17 protein-coding genes are annotated in these 17,886 nt (G+C 65.8%); 7 read left to right on the top strand and 10 right to left on the bottom strand.

The annotated features are described in order from the left end of the window. Positions 1-19: 19 nt before the first annotated feature. From AC3A3Q_RS06935 to AC3A3Q_RS06890, 10 genes are all read right to left on the bottom strand, one after another. Positions 20-763 carry a hypothetical protein gene (locus tag AC3A3Q_RS06935; protein ID WP_487585561.1) on the bottom strand — a complete coding sequence of 248 codons (744 nt, stop codon included), beginning with the start codon at positions 761-763 and terminating at the stop codon, positions 20-22. A 93-nt stretch (positions 764-856) separates the two neighbouring features. After that, on the bottom strand, positions 857-2,182 hold the full coding sequence (locus AC3A3Q_RS06930; protein WP_487585560.1) for a HAMP domain-containing sensor histidine kinase: 1,326 nt from the start codon (positions 2,180-2,182) through the stop codon (positions 857-859). Next, positions 2,179-2,919: a response regulator gene (locus AC3A3Q_RS06925; RefSeq protein ID WP_487585559.1), complete on the bottom strand. Its 741-nt coding sequence runs from the start codon at positions 2,917-2,919 to the stop codon at positions 2,179-2,181. The genes AC3A3Q_RS06930 and AC3A3Q_RS06925 overlap by 4 nt, the downstream gene beginning before the upstream one ends. Before the next feature lie 92 nt (positions 2,920-3,011). Then, positions 3,012-3,554, bottom strand: coding sequence for a thioredoxin family protein (locus tag AC3A3Q_RS06920; RefSeq protein WP_487585558.1), 543 nt, complete (start codon positions 3,552-3,554; stop codon positions 3,012-3,014). A gap of 8 nt (positions 3,555-3,562) precedes the next feature. After that, the gene (locus tag AC3A3Q_RS06915; RefSeq protein ID WP_487585557.1) at positions 3,563-4,291 is read right to left on the bottom strand and encodes a cytochrome c biogenesis CcdA family protein; all 729 of its coding nucleotides are present in this window, start codon (positions 4,289-4,291) and stop codon (positions 3,563-3,565) included. A gap of 3 nt (positions 4,292-4,294) precedes the next feature. Then, entirely contained in the window at positions 4,295-5,089 is a 795-nt protein-coding gene (locus tag AC3A3Q_RS06910) for an alpha/beta fold hydrolase (protein WP_487585556.1), read from the bottom strand. A 279-nt stretch (positions 5,090-5,368) separates the two neighbouring features. Beyond that, positions 5,369-5,788, bottom strand: coding sequence for an organic hydroperoxide resistance protein (locus AC3A3Q_RS06905; RefSeq protein ID WP_487585555.1), 420 nt, complete (start codon positions 5,786-5,788; stop codon positions 5,369-5,371). Between the two features lie 212 nt (positions 5,789-6,000). Then, positions 6,001-6,294 carry a hypothetical protein gene (locus AC3A3Q_RS06900; RefSeq protein ID WP_487585554.1) on the bottom strand — a complete coding sequence of 98 codons (294 nt, stop codon included), beginning with the start codon at positions 6,292-6,294 and terminating at the stop codon, positions 6,001-6,003. Then, positions 6,291-6,974, bottom strand: a complete 684-nt coding sequence (locus AC3A3Q_RS06895; RefSeq protein WP_487585553.1) for an NAD-dependent epimerase/dehydratase family protein — start codon at positions 6,972-6,974, stop codon at positions 6,291-6,293. The genes AC3A3Q_RS06900 and AC3A3Q_RS06895 overlap by 4 nt, the downstream gene beginning before the upstream one ends. A 119-nt stretch (positions 6,975-7,093) precedes the next feature. Beyond that, positions 7,094-7,666, bottom strand: a complete 573-nt coding sequence (locus AC3A3Q_RS06890) for a TetR/AcrR family transcriptional regulator (protein WP_487585552.1) — start codon at positions 7,664-7,666, stop codon at positions 7,094-7,096. 174 nt (positions 7,667-7,840) lie between these two features. Here AC3A3Q_RS06890 and AC3A3Q_RS06885 point away from each other — a divergent pair, with 174 nt between their 5' ends. The 7 genes from AC3A3Q_RS06885 (at position 7,841) to AC3A3Q_RS06855 (ending at position 17,881) form a co-directional block, all read left to right on the top strand. Next, positions 7,841-8,359 carry a hypothetical protein gene (locus AC3A3Q_RS06885; protein ID WP_487585551.1) on the top strand — a complete coding sequence of 173 codons (519 nt, stop codon included), beginning with the start codon at positions 7,841-7,843 and terminating at the stop codon, positions 8,357-8,359. 16 nt (positions 8,360-8,375) lie between these two features. Further along, positions 8,376-8,630 carry a helix-turn-helix domain-containing protein gene (locus AC3A3Q_RS06880; protein WP_487585550.1) on the top strand — a complete coding sequence of 85 codons (255 nt, stop codon included), beginning with the start codon at positions 8,376-8,378 and terminating at the stop codon, positions 8,628-8,630. 120 nt (positions 8,631-8,750) lie between these two features. Continuing rightward, complete coding sequence (locus AC3A3Q_RS06875; protein ID WP_487585549.1) at positions 8,751-8,978, top strand: hypothetical protein; 228 nt, start codon at positions 8,751-8,753, stop codon at positions 8,976-8,978. Between the two features lie 300 nt (positions 8,979-9,278). Beyond that, positions 9,279-14,645: a HAMP domain-containing protein gene (locus AC3A3Q_RS06870; RefSeq protein ID WP_487585548.1), complete on the top strand. Its 5,367-nt coding sequence runs from the start codon at positions 9,279-9,281 to the stop codon at positions 14,643-14,645. Next, positions 14,630-16,354, top strand: a complete 1,725-nt coding sequence (locus tag AC3A3Q_RS06865) for a response regulator (protein ID WP_487585547.1) — start codon at positions 14,630-14,632, stop codon at positions 16,352-16,354. The genes AC3A3Q_RS06870 and AC3A3Q_RS06865 overlap by 16 nt, the downstream gene beginning before the upstream one ends. Next, positions 16,354-17,037: a sensor histidine kinase gene (locus AC3A3Q_RS06860; RefSeq protein ID WP_487585546.1), complete on the top strand. Its 684-nt coding sequence runs from the start codon at positions 16,354-16,356 to the stop codon at positions 17,035-17,037. The genes AC3A3Q_RS06865 and AC3A3Q_RS06860 overlap by 1 nt, the downstream gene beginning before the upstream one ends. 85 nt (positions 17,038-17,122) lie before the next feature. Further along, positions 17,123-17,881 (top strand): response regulator transcription factor, encoded by a 759-nt coding sequence (locus tag AC3A3Q_RS06855; RefSeq protein ID WP_487585545.1) that lies wholly within the window; start codon positions 17,123-17,125, stop codon positions 17,879-17,881. Positions 17,882-17,886: the final 5 nt, after the last annotated feature.

The raw sequence follows: 17,886 nt of genomic DNA, 5'->3' as shown, positions 1-17,886 counted from the left end.
CGCGACCGCTGATGCAGCGTCAGAACACGAAACCGAAGCCAACCATCGGGCCGTTCATGGTGAGGTCGATCTTGCGGCGCCGGTCCTCGACCTCGACCGACAGGTACCGGTACCCGAACAGCCACTGGCCGTAACTCACCTGGTACTGGCCGACGATGCTGGCATTCCAGGTGCCGTCGGTGTCGCCGAACGAGCCGTCGCCGCGCAGGGTCACTCGCCAGCGTTCGGCGAAGGCCCAGGTGTAGCGGGCGCCGAGCATCAGGTCGCTGTAGGAATCGTTGGGGTTGAGTTCCAGCGAGCCCAGGCGCGGGTCGTGCGGATCGAAATTGACGCGCAGATCAACGTCGATGTAGCGCAGACCACCGAACAGTTCGATGCCTTTGAGCCAGTCTTCGCCCGGGCTCCATACCGCGGCCGCCTCGAACAGGTAGGCGTCAAGTTGCGAATCGGTGTTTAGACGCTCGAAGTCCTTGTTGTCGCCAAGGCCGATGTAGGTGAAGTCGGCGAACACGCCGAAGCGGTCGTTCTGGCCTTCAACGTGCGCCTGGAATGCACCGTCGATGTCGTCGATCAGGTCGGGGAACCTCGACCCGCCCTCGCTTACCGGAAACGGCGTGGCCAGGTCCGTGCTGACGTTCGCCGCCCACAGGTAGGGCGCGATCATCCATTTCCATTCGCCGTCCTGCTGCGCGTGCGAGGGCAGGGGGGCGGCGGCGAGGCACGCGGCAACCGCGACGGTGGACGTGATGCTGGCCTGCCTCATATCCCGCACCTTCCTGCTTCGCCAGAACACGGCAACGGTGAGCCCGCAGGCATTCATTGCGGGTGAAGGTGCGTGCCGTCACCGGCAACGAGCTCACCCCTGCGGCAGCGTGATCGTGGCGACGAGTCCACCGCCATCGCGCCCTCGCAACTGCAGTCGCGCGCCGATGGCGATGGCCAGCTGCTGGGCGATGGCCAGGCCCAGGCCGGCGCCGCCCGTGTCGCGGTTACGCGAGGCTTCCACGCGGTAGAAAGGCTCCAGCACCGAAGCCAGTTCCGTCTCGGCGATGCCGGGGCCGCGATCCATCACGGCTATCGACACCGCGCCGTCGGCTTCCACCGATGCGGCAACTTCTGCGGCACCTGCATATTTCACAGCGTTGTCGATCAGGTTGCCGACTACTCGCCGCAATGCACGCGGCCTGGTGGTCACCGGCACTCCCGCATGCGTGATCAGGCTCACCGGCTTGCCGGTGTCCTGGTAGTCCCAGACCAGGCTGTCGAGGAAGGCGTCCAGATCGACCTTGATCGCCGGCTCGATGCCGCCATGGGCACTGCGGGCATAGGCGACGCCGTCGCGGACCAGGTGCTGCATCTCGTCCAGGTCGGCCAGCAGCTTTCCGCTCGCCGGCAATTCGTCCATGGTCTCCAGGCGCAGCTTCATGCGCGTGATGGGTGTTTGCAGGTCATGGGAAATGGCCGCGAGGATCTGCAGCCGTTCCTTGAGGTGCAGCGCGATCCGGTCCTGCATCGAGTTGAATGCCGAGACGGCCTTGGCCACTTCCGCCGGTCCGCCTTCGGGCAGGGGCGGGCTGCCTCCGGTCGGGCTCAACGAATCGGCGGCGTCGGCCAGTTGCGCCAGCGGGCGGGTGATCTGGCGAACCGCCAGCCAGGCGCAGGCCAGTAACAGGATCAGCTGGGCGGCGAGCACGTACGGCAGCCACTGCGCGATCGGCATCACCGAAGGCGTGAGTTCGATGGTCACCGGTGCGCCGTCGCTCAGTTGCACGTGGACCTGGACTTGTTCGGGCTTCAGCGACGTCGTGTTGCCGCGCACTGGATAGCGCGGGCCGAGCACGCCACCGATCAGGCTCGTCAGCTCACGCGCGCGCTCGGTCTTGAGCTCGTCGCCGGGCTGGCCGGGGCCGAGGATGTAGCGGTAGGTCCTGCGTTCGAACTTCGGAACCCAGGCCGGGCGTTCCGCCGCGGGCAGGCGGTCGAGCATCGCGATCGATGTCGACACGTCCTTCTCGAGGTTTCCCATCATCATCGACGTCGCCGATTCGTAGCGCTCGAGGAACAGCATCCCGAACGACAACCCGTGCGCGACCAGCAGCCCGGTGAACAGGATCAGGTACAGCCGCGATGCCATCGTCCGCGGCAACAGGCGCGACCACATCGAAGGGCGAGGGTCGTTCATGCACCCTCGTCCAGCAGCGTGACCGGCAGGCTGAACACATACCCCTCGCTGCGCACCGTCTTGATGTAGGAAGGCTCGCGCGGATCGTCCTTCAGGCGCTGGCGCAGCCGGCTGACCAGCAGGTCGATCGAGCGGTCGAACAGCTCGGCCTCGCGGCCCTGGGTCAAGCTCAGCAACTGGTCGCGGCTGAGCACGCGCTGTGGATGGTCGAGGAACACGCGCAGCAGCCGGAACTCCGCGCCACTGAGGGCGACGGCGGTGCCCTGCTGGTCAAGCAGGTGACGCGCGGTGGTGTCCAGGCGCCACTGCCCGAACTCGAGCAGGCGGCTGGCCTCGGTGACCTGCAGGTTGGGTGGCAGCATCCGGGTGCGGCGAATGACCGCATTGATGCGGGCCAGCAGCTCTCGCGGCGAAAATGGTTTGGTGACGTAGTCGTCGGCGCCCATTTCCAGGCCGATGATGCGGTCGGTGGCGTCGTCGCGCGCGGTCAGCATGATCACCGGGATGGCCTTGTGCTTGCTGGCGCGCAGGTTGCGGCTCAGCACCAGGCCATCGTCGCCGGGCATCATCAGGTCCAGCACGATCAGGTCGACGGCGTTGGTGTCGAGGATGGCGCGCATCTCGCGGCCATCGGCGGCGAGCGAGGTGCGGAAGCCGTTCTTGCGCAGGTAGTCGGCAACCATCTCACGGATGTCGTGGTCGTCGTCGACGACCAGGATGTGGTCAACGTGGTCCATGAATCAGGTCCTTGCCAAAGTTTGATCGGGACATCTGGATCCGGGTGCGCGGGTGCCGGCCGCGATGGCGACGCGGCACCGTTGCGATCTGCTTATTTTGCCTGCAGCAGGCTGCGTACCTTGGCTTCGGTTTCGGCGTAGTTGCCTTCACCGAAGTGGTGATACACCACGTGGCCTTCCCGGTCGATCAGGTAGAGCGCCGGCCAATAGCGGTTGTTATACGCCTCCCAGGTGTCGTAGCCGTTGTCCTGCGCCACCGGGTACTCGATGCCGAAGCGCTTCACTGCGTCCTCGACATTGCCGCGGATCTTCTCGAAGCCGTACTCGGGCGTATGCACTCCGACGACAACCAGACCCTGGTCCTTGTAGCGCTGGTGCAACTCTTTCACATGCGGGATGACGTGCACGCAGTTGATGCACGAGTAGGTCCAGAAATCGACCAGGACCACCTTGCCGCGCAACTGCGACATCGTCAGCGGGGCGCTGTTGATCCAATGGTTGATGCCCTGGAACTCCGGTGCCAGCGGTGCGGGGGAGATGCTGGTGCCCGGCACCGGGTCGGCGGCGCTGGCACCCGGCGTGCAGGCTACGGCAAGCACGCTCATGCAAAGGGCGGTGAGGATGGGCTTGATCATGTTCATGGTTATAGACCTGTTGAGACAGAAGGGAGCCACTGCGTGGCCCAGGCGGAGAACAGGACGTCGTACTGGAAGAGCTGGAGCACCGCGACGGCAATCGCGATGGCGCCGAACACGCGACGGAACAGATCGGCACGACGGTTGAGGAAGGAAAGACGCGAGGTAATCCATTTGCCGCCATAGGCGATGGCGAGCATCGGCAGACCGGCGCCGACGGCGTACACGGCGAGCAGCGACGTGGCCTTGCCCGGTGCCTGCGAGCTGGCCGCCAGCGACAGCACCGAGGCCAGGATCGGCCCCGCGCACGGCGTCCAGGCCAGGCCGAGCGAGGCACCGACGAGGAGCGCGGCAATAGTGCCCGTGCGTTGCGGACGCGGCGGCGAAGCACCGGCCCGCGCCGAGCGCCACTGCTGCACGCGTGCGACCAGCCAGTTGAACGGGGCCGGCCACAGGCAGGCGAGGCCGGCGACGAGCAGGATCCAGATCGAGCCGGTGCGGATCGCCTGCTGCAACTCACCCGAGGACGAGGACAGCGTTCCGATCAGGATTCCGCTGGCCGCGAACATGCTCACGAAGCCGGCGATGATCAGTGCCGGTTCGAACCGGCTGCGACCGCTGCTGGTGGCCAGCACGATCGGCAGCACCGGCAGGATGCAGGGCGAGAGGATCGTCGCGATGCCTGCTGCTCCGGCGAGCGCGTACTCGACCATCGGCGCGATGGCGTGCGCGGTCATGGCTCAGCCTCCCTCGTGCGGCTCGGGGTCTTTGTGCTTGACGCCGGCCGCCTCCAGGATCGCGTAGGCCACGTCGTTCGGACGCGACAGCATCGGCACGTGGCTGGTCGCCAGCGACACGATCTGCGCATCGATGCGACGGGCGGTCGCGGTCTGCAGTTGCGGCGCGATCATCCGGTCCTGGCGCGTGACCACGTACCAGCTCGGCTTGGCTTTCCAGGCCGCGTGCTGCAGCGGTTCTTCAAACGCACTGGCGCGGATCGGCAGCTGTGTGTCGAATACGCGTCGGGCACCGGTTGCGCTCAGGTCCTGGGCGAAATCCATGCGCGCCGCGTCCTGCGACAACCACAGCAGGCCGTTGCGTTCCTGCAGGCCGGACAAGCCAGGAGGAGTGGGGTAGGCCTTGCCCTGCTGGCCGGTCGCTTCGCCTACATCGGGCGCGAACGCTGCGACGTAGACCAGGCTGCTGACCTTGTCGTCGTCGCCGGCCTCGGTAATGACGGTGCCGCCCCAGGAATGGCCGACCAGGACGACCTTGCCCGGCGCGGCGGCAATGGCGCGACGCGTGGCTTCGGCGTCATCGGCCAGCGAGGTGAGCGGCAACTGCACGGTGACGACCTTGGTGCCCCAGGACTCGAGCACCGGCACGACCTTGCTCCAGCTGGAGGCATCGGCGAAGGCACCGTGGACGAGCACCACGGTGGGTGCGGCCTGGACAGTGGCGTGACTGGCGTGAGCCAGTTCCGGCGACAGTGCGGCGGCGGAGAGAAGCGCGAGGGCGAGGGCATTGCGGAACATGTCGGGACCGTCGGATGAGGTTGGGATGCCATTGCAACGCCGGGGTGTATCCCGTGGGTGTCGGCGCGGAGCCGATTTGTATGCAAGCCGCGCGCAGCACGGGAAACCTACGTTTGCTTACAAAGAGGCGGCGTGGACACGATCCGGTGCGCCGCGGGCGCGATCACTGGCCTGGGACAGGTGCCAACGCGCGAGCAGGCAGTCGACCGGTTTCCCGGCCGACTGTCTGGTTCTGCTGGTTGCCGGCCCGCCGCGAATGGCGGGGCTCGGCTGCGTGGCTCAGACCAGGTTGATGGTCACGCCGATGTTGCCGCGCGTGGCCTTCGAGTACGGGCAGGTCTGGTGCGCGGTATCGACCAGCTCACGCGCGGTGGCGGCATCGATGCCCGGCAGGCTGACGTTGAGTCGGGCCTGCAGGCCATAGCCGTCGGCGTTCTGGCCCAGGTCGACTTCGGTGTCGACGGCGGAGTCTGCCGGAAGCTTGATCTTCCTGCTGGCGGCCGCGATGCCGATGGCGCTGAGGAAACAGGCCGACCAGCCGGCCGCCAACAGCTGCTCGGGATTGGTGCCCGGGCCTGAAGAGCCTGGCCCGGACAACTTGACGTCGAGGCGTCCATCGGAGCTCTGCGACGAACCGTCGCGGCCGCCGGTGGTGTGGGTCTTGCCGGTGTAGATGACTTTGTCGAGCGGGGTGGTCATGGCGATACCTGATAGCGGGGGATGTGGGGAACATCGGCTTGCTGGCAACGCGGGGAACGCAGGAGGCGGGTGCAATCCGATGGACGCAATTGTTCCCGTGACCTGTTCGCCGGATGTGTCAGGTATCGCTGGTAATGCAAGTTTGTGTCGCCGCGGGGCGGGCAGACACAGTTCGTTACAAACTGCGGATGGGGCCGCGGATCGCTACGCCGTCACGGGGCAACCGGGCGCGGCCGTTGCGGCACGCGGGCAGGCGCGGTCGTCGCCAGCACGACCGTTCGCGGCCTCTCGTTCACTGCATCGACGTGGCATCCCGTCGCCTCGATGGCGCTGATGACGTCGTCTCCCCAGAAGCGGCCTTCGATGCGCACGCTCCGCCGTTGCAGGTCGATCTGGATCCTAGCGCCAAGGTCGACGCGGAGCAGTGCGCGCAACAGCTCGCCTTCTTCCGCCGTCGTGGTGGCGAGCGTGAGTTCCAGATGCGAGTCGGGTTTCCTGGTGTTCATTGCATTGCCTCCTTGCGCCGTGCGGCTTCTTCGATGTCGCGAGTTTCCAGCACCGCCTTGTCGCCCCCGTCGCTGGCGACGGCGAGCATTGCCTGGCCGATGCGCTGCGTGGACAGGATCGTGTGCGGGAACAGCGTGCGTGCGAGCGACAGCAGCGGACTGGTCAGGGTGTAGGTGCGCTGGATCCAGCCGGTTTTCGATTGCACGCCATGCAGCGGCTGGATGACGCCGGGGCGAAACAGGAAGACCGCCTTGAACGGCAGCTGTTGCAGGGCGTTCTCGGTGCGTCCCTTCACGCGCGCCCACATGACGCGACCGCGCTCGCTGCTGTCGGTGCCCGTACCGGTGACGTAAACGAAGGTCATCGCGGGATTGAGGCGGGCGAGCGTGGTCGCTGCCGCCACGGTGAAATCGTAGGTCACGTGCGTGTAGTCGGCTTCGCTCACGCCCAGCGAAGAGACGCCCAGGCAGAAGAAGCAGGCATCGAATCCCTGGAGCTGGTCTTCGACAGCGCTGTAGTCGAGGAAATCGCGGTGAACCAGTTCATGCAGCTTTGGATTCGTCTGTCCGGTTGCAGTGCGTCCGACGGTTTGCACATGGCTGACGTCATCGGCGAGCAGGCATTCGCGCAGCACGCCTTGGCCGACCATGCCGGTGGCGCCAAAGATCAGGACCTTCATGGCAGGCGCTCCTGAGGGCGGGGGATTGGGGCGGCGGGAATGGACATGAGCGGATCCAGCGAGCGGGGGAGAGGGATTGCTGAGTGTTCACGCACTCATTAATGCGGCAAAAAAGGGGGTCAGTCAGAAGCGACGGCCCGCCAGAACGTCTCGAAACCCGCCGCGCGGTACTGGTCGGCTGCAGCCGGTTCCTTGAGCATGAAGTCCATGGTCGCTTCGGCGATCGCGACCAGGATCGCGCCGACATACGCCGGCGGGTGCTCACGCAACAACCCTTTGGACATGCTTTCCTGCAGCATCGACTGGAACTCGGCGAAACCCGCCGAGGCGACGGCGCGCGTGTCGTCGGTGATGCGATCGGACACCGCCAGTTGCGCCACGACCTTGCGCTTGTCGATGTTGACCAGGCCCCAGTCGACGTACTCGCGCCACACATGGCTCGCCCGTTGCTTGATGTCGGCGGCGCGCGGGTAGGAGGAGAGCATCGCTTCGCGCAGCTCGCGCTTGATCTCCATGTAGAGATGGTTGAGCAGTTCGTCCTTGTTGCTGAAGTAGGTGAACAACGTCCCTTCGGCGACGCCGGCGACCTTGGCGATGCGGGCGGTGGGCGCATTGATCCCGTCCTCGGCGAACACCCGCACCGCGGCGGCGAGCAGGGCGTTTCGTTTGTCTTCGCTGCGGGGGCGGGCCATCGGGATCAACTTTACTGAGTGCGTACTCAATCATATTCCCGATCAGGCGCGCGACGCAACCCCGTCGGGTGCGTACCCGGGTGGCAGGTCGAGGCATCGTATGACGATATGCATATTGCCGTTATTCAATAACGCGCATATCGTCAGGCAACATCGAACAGAGAGGGTCTCGCCATGTCCCGAGTCGATACCCCGGCGCTAAGCGCCTCTCGAATCCTGCTGACCATCCTGCGGGTCCTCAACATCCTGATGGGGGTGGGCCTCGTTCTCGCGATGCCGGCGAGCTTCATCTTCGAGCCCACGTTCTTCGAGTTCTTCAGCAAGAAGCCACCGCGAATCGATCCGGCGGTGCTGATACCGACGCTGCGTGCGTGGTTCGTCCTGGCGCTGGTGATGGTCGGGCTGGTCCACGTGCAGCTCACGCGATTGCTGGCGGTGGTGGCTACGGTTCACGACGACCCGTTCGTCCCCGAAAATGCCGTGCGCCTGAAAACCATTGCGTGGTGCATGCTCGGGATGGAAGTGCTCAGGCTCACTTTCGGAATACTTGCCGGCACCATGAATGCGGCCGGCTCCAACATCGAATGGAAGTTTTCGGCCAGCGGATGGGTCGCGGTGGTGCTGCTGTTCGTGCTGGCGCAGGTCTTCGAAGTCGGAACGCGCATGCGCGCCGACCTGCAAACGCTGATCTGAAGCGCGCAGATCACACATGGCCATCCAAGTGAAACTCGACGAAGTGCTGCACGACCGGCGCATGACCTTGACCGAACTGTCCGGCAAGGTCGGCATCACGCTGGCCAATCTGTCGATCCTCAAAACGGGCAAGGCGCGTGGCATCCGCTTCACGACGCTGCAGGCAATCTGCGAAGCGCTCGATTGCCAGCCGGGCGACCTTCTCGAGTACCGCGCGGATTCGCTGGCAGAAGTGGCGGTCGCCGGGGAGGCGGGCGAAGAAGACCTCTGAGCACGGATCCACAAGGACCATCCATCAGGAATCGAGAAGCGCCCCGGCCTCCATGCAGCCACGATCACGTTGTCGAGATCGCGCTGCACCCATGTCGCACGTCTTCAAAAGGAGATTCCCGTGAACTGGAACAATTGGATTCGGCAGTTCCACCGCTGGGTGGCCATCGTCTTCACGGTTACCGTCATCGTCACCTTCATCGCTCTGGCGCAGGAGAAGCCGGTCGTCTGGATCTCCTACATTCCGTTGCTGCCGCTGGCCTTGCTGCTGGTGACCGGTCTGTACCTTTTCGCTTTGCCGTACGTGGCCAAATGGCGCAGTCGGCGGCGCGTAACCGAGGCGGGATGATGCTGGCGGGACGTGGCGATTCCCCCTCGCCACGTCCCTGGCCCAAGTCATGTAGCGGGACCGCGCCCTGGGCGATCTGCTACACGGGCAGTCAAAGCGCCGTGAATGCAGGGTCACCTCAAATCAGCTAGGGTTCGCGACGGTGTAAGGCATTGGGGGGTGTCTGTGAGTAAGGCTGGAAAGAAGACTGGGGTGCCGGTGGCTGCGAAGAAGCCGGTGGCCGCGAAGCGAACTGCCCATGCAAAAGCAGAAGCGCCACCCAGTCCGGCTCGCGACACGATGGAACTTCTGATCGAGAACATGAACGCCGTTCTCGAGGGCGATTTCACCGTGCGCCTGCCACTGCATTGGGAAGGGCCCGAGGGCCGATTGGCCCACATCCTCAATGGCATCATCAGCCATAACCGGCGCCTCGCGGCAGAGTTGTCCCGCGTCGGCGAATCGGTGGGACGCGAAGGCCAGACCCGGCAGCGCATCGCGCCGGCCAATCGCCAGGGCGAATGGGCGGGCATGGAGCTGTCGGTCAACCATCTGATCGACGATCTGGTGCGTCCGGTCGAGACCATGACCGAGGCCATGGCCGGTGTCGCCAAGGGTGACCTCACCCGCACCGTTCCGCTGGAAGCCGATGGCCGCCCGTTGAAGGGCGAGTTCCTGCGCTCGGCGAACATCGTCAACCGCATGATCGAGCAGATGGGCGAGTTCAGCTCCGAGGTCACGCGCGTGGCCCTGGAAGTGGGCACCGCCGGCCGCCTCGGCGGACAGGCCAAGGTCAAGGGCGTGTCCGGTGTCTGGAAGGACCTGACCGACTCGGTCAACCAGATGGCCAGCAACCTGACCGCGCAGGTCCGCAACATCGCCGACGTGACCATCGCCGTGGCTAACGGCGATCTGTCGCGCAAGATCACCGTGGACGTGCGCGGCGAGATCCTGCAGTTGAAGGAAGCCATCAACACGATGGTGGACCAGCTCAATGGCTTCGCTGCCGAAGTGACGCGCGTGGCGCGCGAGGTCGGTACCGAGGGCAAGCTTGGCGGCCAGGCGATCGTGCCGGGCGTGGCCGGCACCTGGAAGGACCTGACCGACTCGGTCAATGCAATGGCCTCCAACCTGACCTCGCAGGTGCGCAACATCGCCGAGGTGACCACGGCGGTGGCGCGCGGCGACCTGTCGCGAAAGATCACGGTGGACGTGCGTGGCGAGATCCGCGAACTCAAGGACACCATCAACACGATGGTGGACCAGCTCAATGGCTTCGCCGCGGAAGTCACGCGCGTGGCGCGCGAGGTCGGCACCGACGGCAAGCTCGGCGGCCAGGCCGAAGTGCCGGACGTCGCGGGCACCTGGAAGGACCTGACCGACCACGTCAACTCGATGGCCTCGAACCTGACGCTGCAGGTGCGCAACATCGCCGACGTGACCACGGCGGTGGCCAAGGGCGACTTGTCCCGAAAGATCACGGTGGACGTTCGCGGCGAGATCCTCGAGCTGAAGAACACCATCAACACGATGGTGGACCAGCTCAATGGCTTCGCGGCGGAAGTTACGCGCGTGGCGCGTGAAGTGGGTACCGAGGGCAAGCTCGGCGGCCAGGCGCTCGTGCCCGGCGTCGACGGCACCTGGAAGGACCTGACCGACTCGGTCAACGCGATGGGTTCCAACCTGACCTCGCAGGTGCGCAACATCGCCGAGGTGACCACGGCCGTGGCGCGCGGCGACCTCTCTCGCAAAATTACGGTTGACGTTCGCGGCGAGATCCGCGAACTCAAGGACACCATCAACACGATGGTGGACCAGCTCAACGGCTTCGCCGCGGAAGTGACGCGCGTGGCGCGCGAAGTGGGTACCGAAGGAAAGCTCGGCGGCCAGGCGCAGGTGCCCGGCGTGGCCGGCACCTGGAAGGACCTGACCGACTCGGTCAACCAGATGGCATCCAACCTGACGCTGCAGGTGCGCAACATCGCCGACGTGACCACGGCGGTGGCCAAGGGCGACCTGTCGCGCAAGATCGGCGTGGACGTGAAGGGCGAGATCCTGGAGCTCAAGGACACCATCAACACGATGGTGGACCAGCTCAACGGTTTCGCCGCGGAAGTAACGCGCGTGGCGCGCGAAGTGGGTACCGAAGGCAAGCTCGGTGGCCAGGCGCAGGTGCCGGGTGTGGCAGGCACGTGGAAGGAGCTCACCGACAACGTCAACTCGATGGCGTCCAACCTCACCACGCAGGTGCGAAACATCGCCGAAGTGGCGACGTCGGTGGCGCGCGGCGACCTGTCGCGCAAAATCGCGGTGGACGCGCAGGGCGAAATCGCGCAGCTCAAGGACACCCTCAACACGATGGTGGACCAGCTCAACGGCTTCGCCGCGGAAGTCACGCGCGTGGCGCGCGAAGTGGGCACCGAGGGCAAGCTCGGTGGCCAGGCCACCGTGCCCGGCGTGGCCGGCACCTGGAAGGACCTCACCGACAACGTCAACTCGATGGCGTCCAACCTCACCACGCAGGTGCGCGGCATCGCCGCGGTGGTGACCGCGGTGGCCAAGGGCGACCTCGACAAGAAGCTGACGGTGGAAGCCAAGGGCGAGATCGCCGAACTGGCCGAAACGATCAACGGCATGACCCAGACCCTGGCGATCTTCGGCGACCAGGTGACCACGGTGGCGCGCGAAGTGGGCGTGGAAGGGCGCCTGGGCGGACAGGCGAACGTGCCCGGTACCGCCGGCATCTGGGAAGACCTCACCGCCAACGTCAACCAGCTCGCGGCCAACCTCACCACGCAGGTGCGCGCGATTGCCGAGGTGGCGACCGCGGTGACGCAGGGTGACCTGACCCGTTCGATCCAGGTCGACGTGCGCGGCGAAGTCGCCGACCTGAAGGACAACATCAACGCGATGATCGGCACGCTGCGTGCCACCACAGAAAGCAACCGCGAGCAGGACTGGCTGAAGACCAACCTGGCCAAGTTCAGCAGCATGATGCAGGGCCAGCGCGACCTGATCACGCTCGGCCAGATGCTGCTGTCGGAACTGGCGGGCCTGGTCGATGCGCAGCAGGGCGTCATGTACATCGTCGAGGAAGGCGTCGAGGGCGATACGCCGCACCTGCGCCAGCTCGCCGGTTACGCCGACACCACGCCCGCCAGCAAGCGCACGCTGGAGTTCGGCGAAGGCCTGGTCGGGCAGTGTGCCAAGCAGGCGCGCCTGATCCTGATCCAGAACGTCGGCACCGACGTGGTGCAGATCCAGTCGGGCCTGCTGCAGGCCGTGCCGCGCAGCGTGATCGTGCTGCCGGTGTCGTTCGAGGACCAGATCAAGGCGGTCATCGAGCTGGCCACACTGGGCGAGTTCACGCCGTCGCAGCGCGCCTTCCTCGAGCAGCTGTCGGGCAGCATCGGCATCGTGCTCAACACCATCGAGGCGACGATGCGCACCGAGCGCCTGCTGGCGCAGTCGCAGCAGCTCGCCGGCGAACTGCAGTCGCAGCAGGACGAGCTGCAGCAGACCAACGAGGAGATCGCGCTGAAGGCCTCGCTGCTGGCTGCGCAGAAATCCGAAGTCGAGCACAAGAACCAGCAGATCGAACAGGCGCGTCGTGCGCTGGAAGAAAAGGCCGCGGAGCTGGCGCAGACCTCGCGCTACAAGTCCGAGTTCCTCGCCAACATGTCGCACGAACTGCGCACGCCGCTCAACAGCATCCTGATCCTGGGCCAGCAGCTGGCAGAGAACCCGGACGAAAACCTGACCCCGCGCCAGGTCGAGTTCGGCAAGACGATCCACGCCGCCGGCACCGACCTGCTGCACCTGATCAGCGACATCCTCGACCTGTCGAAGATCGAATCGGGCACGGTCACCATCGACATCGAGGACATCAGCTTCCTGCACCTGCGGGAGAACCTCGAGCGCGGATTCCGCCACGAGGCGGAACGGCGCGGCCTGGAGTTCGGCATCGAGATCTCGCCGGACCTGGGGCCGAAGCTTCGTTCCGATCCCAAGCGCCTGCAGCAGATCCTCAAGAACCTGCTGTCGAATGCCTTCAAGTTCACCGAGCAGGGCAGTGTCTGGTTGCGTGCGAATGCCGCCACGCGCGGCTGGAGCGACGGACACCCCGTGTTGTCCACGAGTCCGGTGGTGATCGCGATCGAAGTCAGCGACACCGGCATCGGTATCTCGCCGGACAAGCAGCGCATCGTCTTCGAAGCCTTCCAGCAGGCCGATGCAGGCACCTCGCGCAAGTACGGCGGCACTGGCCTTGGCCTGGCGATCAGCCGTGAAATCGCCGGCCTTCTCGGCGGCGAGTTGCGGCTGCACAGCGTCGAGGGGCAGGGCAGCACGTTCACGCTGTACCTGCCGTTGCGCCTCTCTGGCACTGCCCGTGACAGTTCGCCAGGCATCCAGCCCGGTCACCTGCGCGCGGAGCTGGCCGAGGCGGCATGGAACGAGGCGAGCGTTCCGGACGCCGAAGCCATCGACGACGATCGCCACGCACTCAACGTGCAGACCCCGACGCTGCTGGTGGTCGAGGACGATGCCCACTACGCAACGGTACTGCGCGACCTGGCGCGTTCGCGTGGCTTCCAGGTGCTGGTCGCCAGCCGCGGCGCCGATGCCTTGCGCCTGGTGCGCGAGTATCGCCCCAGCGCGATCACCCTCGATATCTACCTGCCAGACATGCTCGGCTGGACCGTACTTGCGCGCCTGAAGCAGGATCCGTCGACGCGCCACATCCCGGTGCAGATCGTCACCATCGAGGAAGGGCGCCACCACAGCATCGAGCGTGGCGCGTTCTCGTACCTGCCGAAGCCGTCCTCGACCGAATCCATCGCCGACGCTCTGCAGCGGATCAAGGACTACACGGTGCCGCGGGTCAAGCGGCTGCTCGTGGTCGAAGACGATGCGGCCGAACAGCTCAGCATCGTCGAGCTGCTGCGCCACGACGACGTCGACATCGACACGGTCGGTACCGGCGAGGGCGCCCTGGAAGCGCTCGGCAATGGCCAGTACGACTGCGCGGTGCTGGACCTGCGCCTGCCAGACATGAGCGGCTTCGACCTGCTCGACCGCATCCACAACGACGAGCGGCTGCGGCAGATGCCGATCGTGGTCTTCACCGGCAAGGACCTCAGCGCCGAGGAAGACGATCGCCTGCGCCGCGTGGCCAAGAGCGTGGTGCTCAAGGGCGTGGAGTCGCCCGAGCGGCTGCTCGACGAGACCGCGCTGTTCCTGCATCGCGTGATCGACAACCTGCCGCCGGCGAAGCAGCGCATGGTCCGCAGCCTGCACGAGTCCGACGAAGCCCTGCGCGGCAAGAACGTGCTGGTCGTCGATGACGACATCCGCAACATCTTCGCCCTGTCGAGCGTGCTCGAGCGGCATGGCATGTCCGTGGCGACCGCCTCCAACGGACGCGAAGCCATCGCCCGGGTGGGCGAGGGCGCTGAGCTCGACCTGGTGCTGATGGACATCATGATGCCGGGCCTGGACGGCTACGACACCATGCGCGCCATCCGCGCGCAGCCGGACCGGCGCACGCTTCCGATCATCGCCCTCACCGCGAAGGCGATGAAGGGCGACCGCGAGAAATGCCTGGAAGCCGGCGCCTCCGACTACCTCGCCAAACCGGTGGTGACCGACCAGTTGCTGGGAGTGCTGCGGCAATGGCTTCAGCGCTGAACGTCACCGAGCCGTCGCGCGCCAAGATCCTGCTGGTCGACGACCAGCCCGGTCGGCTGATGACCTATCACGCGATCCTCGATCCGCTCGAGGAGGACCTGGTCGACGCCCGCTCCGGCCTGGACGCGCTCAAGCTGCTGATGCAGGACGAGTACGCGGTGATCCTGCTGGACGTGAACATGCCGGGGATGGACGGCTTCGAAACGGCCAGCCTGATCCACCAGCATCCGCGCTTCGAGAACACGCCGATCATCTTCGTCACGGCGGTCAACGTCAGCGACCTGGACCGGCTGCGCGGCTACAAGCTCGGCGCGGTCGACTACATCATGGTGCCGGTCATCCCGGAGATCATGCGCAGCAAGGTGTCGGTGCTGGTCGAGCTGTACCGCAAACGGCGCGAACTGCAGGCGATCAATGCCAGCCTGTCGGCGGCCAACCAGACCTTGCAGCTGGAGAAGGCCCGCGAGCTGGAGCAGCTCAACGCGTCGCTGCGCGAAGCCAACGAGGCGCTGGCCGCGCGCAACGACCAGTTGCTGGCCGAGAATGCCGAGCGGGTGAAAGCCGAGGAGCGCCTTCGCGAAGCCGACCAGCGCAAGAACGAATTCCTTGCCACGCTGGCGCATGAGCTGCGCAATCCGCTGGCACCGCTGCAGAATGCGCTGGCGTTGCGCCGGCTCGGCGCGCCGGGCGAATCCGATCCGTTGCTGGGTCTGATGGAACGCCAGGTCGCGCTGCTGGTCCGGCTCATCGACGATCTCTTCGATATTGCGCGGATCTCGCGCGGCAAGCTGCAGCTCAAGCGCAGTCGCGTGGTCCTTCAGGACGCGGTCGCCGTGGCGATCGACAGTGCCCGTCCATGGATTGACCAGGGTGGGCACGATTTCCATGTGCTGTTGCCCGCCGAACCCATCTACCTGGATGCCGACCAGGCCCGTCTGTCGCAGGTCTTCGCCAACCTCCTCAACAACGCGGCCAAATACTCCGATGCCGCAGGTCGCATCGAGTTGGGCGCGGAGCGCGAGGGCGACGGGATCCGGGTCTGGGTGTCCGACCGCGGCATCGGCCTGGCAGCGGACCAGCTCGACCGGGTGTTCGACAGCTTCCACCAGGTCGACGTGGCCGTGGAGCGCAGCCAGGGAGGCCTAGGCATCGGGCTGACCCTGGTGCAGCGACTGGCGGAGATGCATGACGGCCACGTGGAAGTCACCAGCGGAGGCATCGGGCAGGGATGCACCTTCACCGTGCGGTTGCCGGCAACCGCAAACGACGACGCTCCCCCGGCAACGCCAGTCGCGCAAACCGTTGAAGCCGCGAAGCCTGCGGCGGCACCGAGGCGGATGCTGGTAGTAGACGACAACCGTGACTCCGCCGACACGCTGGCGGCGATGCTGCGAATGCTCGGACAGGATGCCCGGGCCATCTACGATCCGCTGCGGGTGGAAGACGAGTTGCGCAGTTTCAACCCGGCGGTGATGTTCCTCGACGTGGGCATGCCGAAACGCAGCGGCTACGACATTGCGCGTTCGGTCCGTGACGGTGGCGCTGACGACCTGGTAATCGTCGCGGTAACCGGCTGGGGTCAGCCGGAGGACAGGGAACGCACCCGCTTGGCGGGCTTCGACCATCACCTGGTCAAACCGCCGGAAATCGCGGCCATCCAGGACATCTGCCATCAACGCGGACGACCACCGCAACCGGAGCAGTCATGATGAGCAATTCGACTCCGGCGTGGATGGGCAAATGGGCCCACGACCTGCGTGAGCCTTTGTCGCCGATCCAGTCCGCGCTGTACCTGCTTCGCCATGGCGCAAGCGAGGGTGCCGAGCGTGATGACCTCTTCGAACTGATCGACCGGCAGATCCGGCGCCTGGTTTCGATGATCGACGAAGTCAACGACTGGGTGCGCGCCGACCAGGGCCGCCTGCTGCACATCCGTGGCCCGGTCGACCTGATGCTGATCATCGAGGGCACGCTCAGCGTCGCCGGTGGCGGCGGCATCCAGATCGAGTACGGCGAGGGGGCCGAACATGCACGCGTGCAGGGCGACGCCCCGCGGCTGGCCAGCCTGTTCTCGACGATGTTCTGGCTGATGTCGTCGCCCGCGGTTGACGGCAGCCGCCGGGACGCCATTGCCACCGTTTCGGTCGATCGCGCCGGCGGCGTGATTCATCTGGAAGGTGCGCTGAGTCCGGCGCTTGCCGACGATGGCTCGCTCGACACACTGTTTGCCCAACCAAGGCCGGCATCGCTGGGTGACGGCATGGGATTGCGCGCACTGATCGCGCTAGCGATCGCACGCGGCCATGGCGGCGATCTCGCCATCCGCGACGACGGGCCATCCGGCCAGCGATTGCACCTGACGTTACCGCTCCACGACGAGAGCACGACTTAGACCGAAACACCACCCGGCGCAAAGGACATGCGGCCAATGACATGAACCATCCGCGTATTGCGGGCACTGCACAGGGGGAAGTGAGATGCGCATCAATGAAGGTTGCCTGATCCTGGTCGTCGAGGATCATCCGGCCATTGCCGAGCTGATCGGCGAATGCCTGGAGCTCGGCGGCTACGAGGTGGATTTCGCCCGCGACGGCGTCGAAGCACTGCGGCTGCTGGGGGAGGTCAACTACGACCTTGTGATCCTCGATCGTTCGCTGCCCCGCCTGGACGGCATCGACGTCTGCCGGCGCATCGGTGAGAAGCAGGGCAAGGCGCCGCCGATCCTGATGCTGACCGCGCACGACGCGCTGGAGGACAAGCTGAGCGGCCTGGATGCCGGCGCCGACGACTATCTGACCAAGCCTTTCGCCGCCGAGGAACTCCGGGCGCGCGTGGCGGCACTGCTCAAGCGCAGCCGCAGGGAGGTCGCGGGCACGGTCCTCCAGGTCGCCGACCTGGTACTGGATGTCGAGACGATGCAGGTGAGCCGCGGTGGCCAGGAAGTCCACATGACGCCGACGGCGCTGCGCATCCTGACCATCCTGATGCGCCATGCACCGCGCGTGGTCAGCCGCGAAGAGATCGTACGCGCGGTGTGGATGGGCGAGGAGCCGGAGTCCGACAGCCTGCGCAGCCATATCTACCAGGTGCGCAGGGCCATCGACTCGGAGTCCGACCGGCCGCTGCTGCATACGATGCTGACGGCCGGCTACAAGATTGCCGACCTGGGGCGTAGTGCGAGCAACGAGAGTCCGGATGCTGATTCCGGCGCTGACGCACGCGCCAGCGCAGGTTAGGGCCT

Source organism: Lysobacter sp. Soil_C_59 (assembly GCF_057656415.1).
This window is presented reverse-complemented; position numbering and strand designations above follow the sequence as displayed.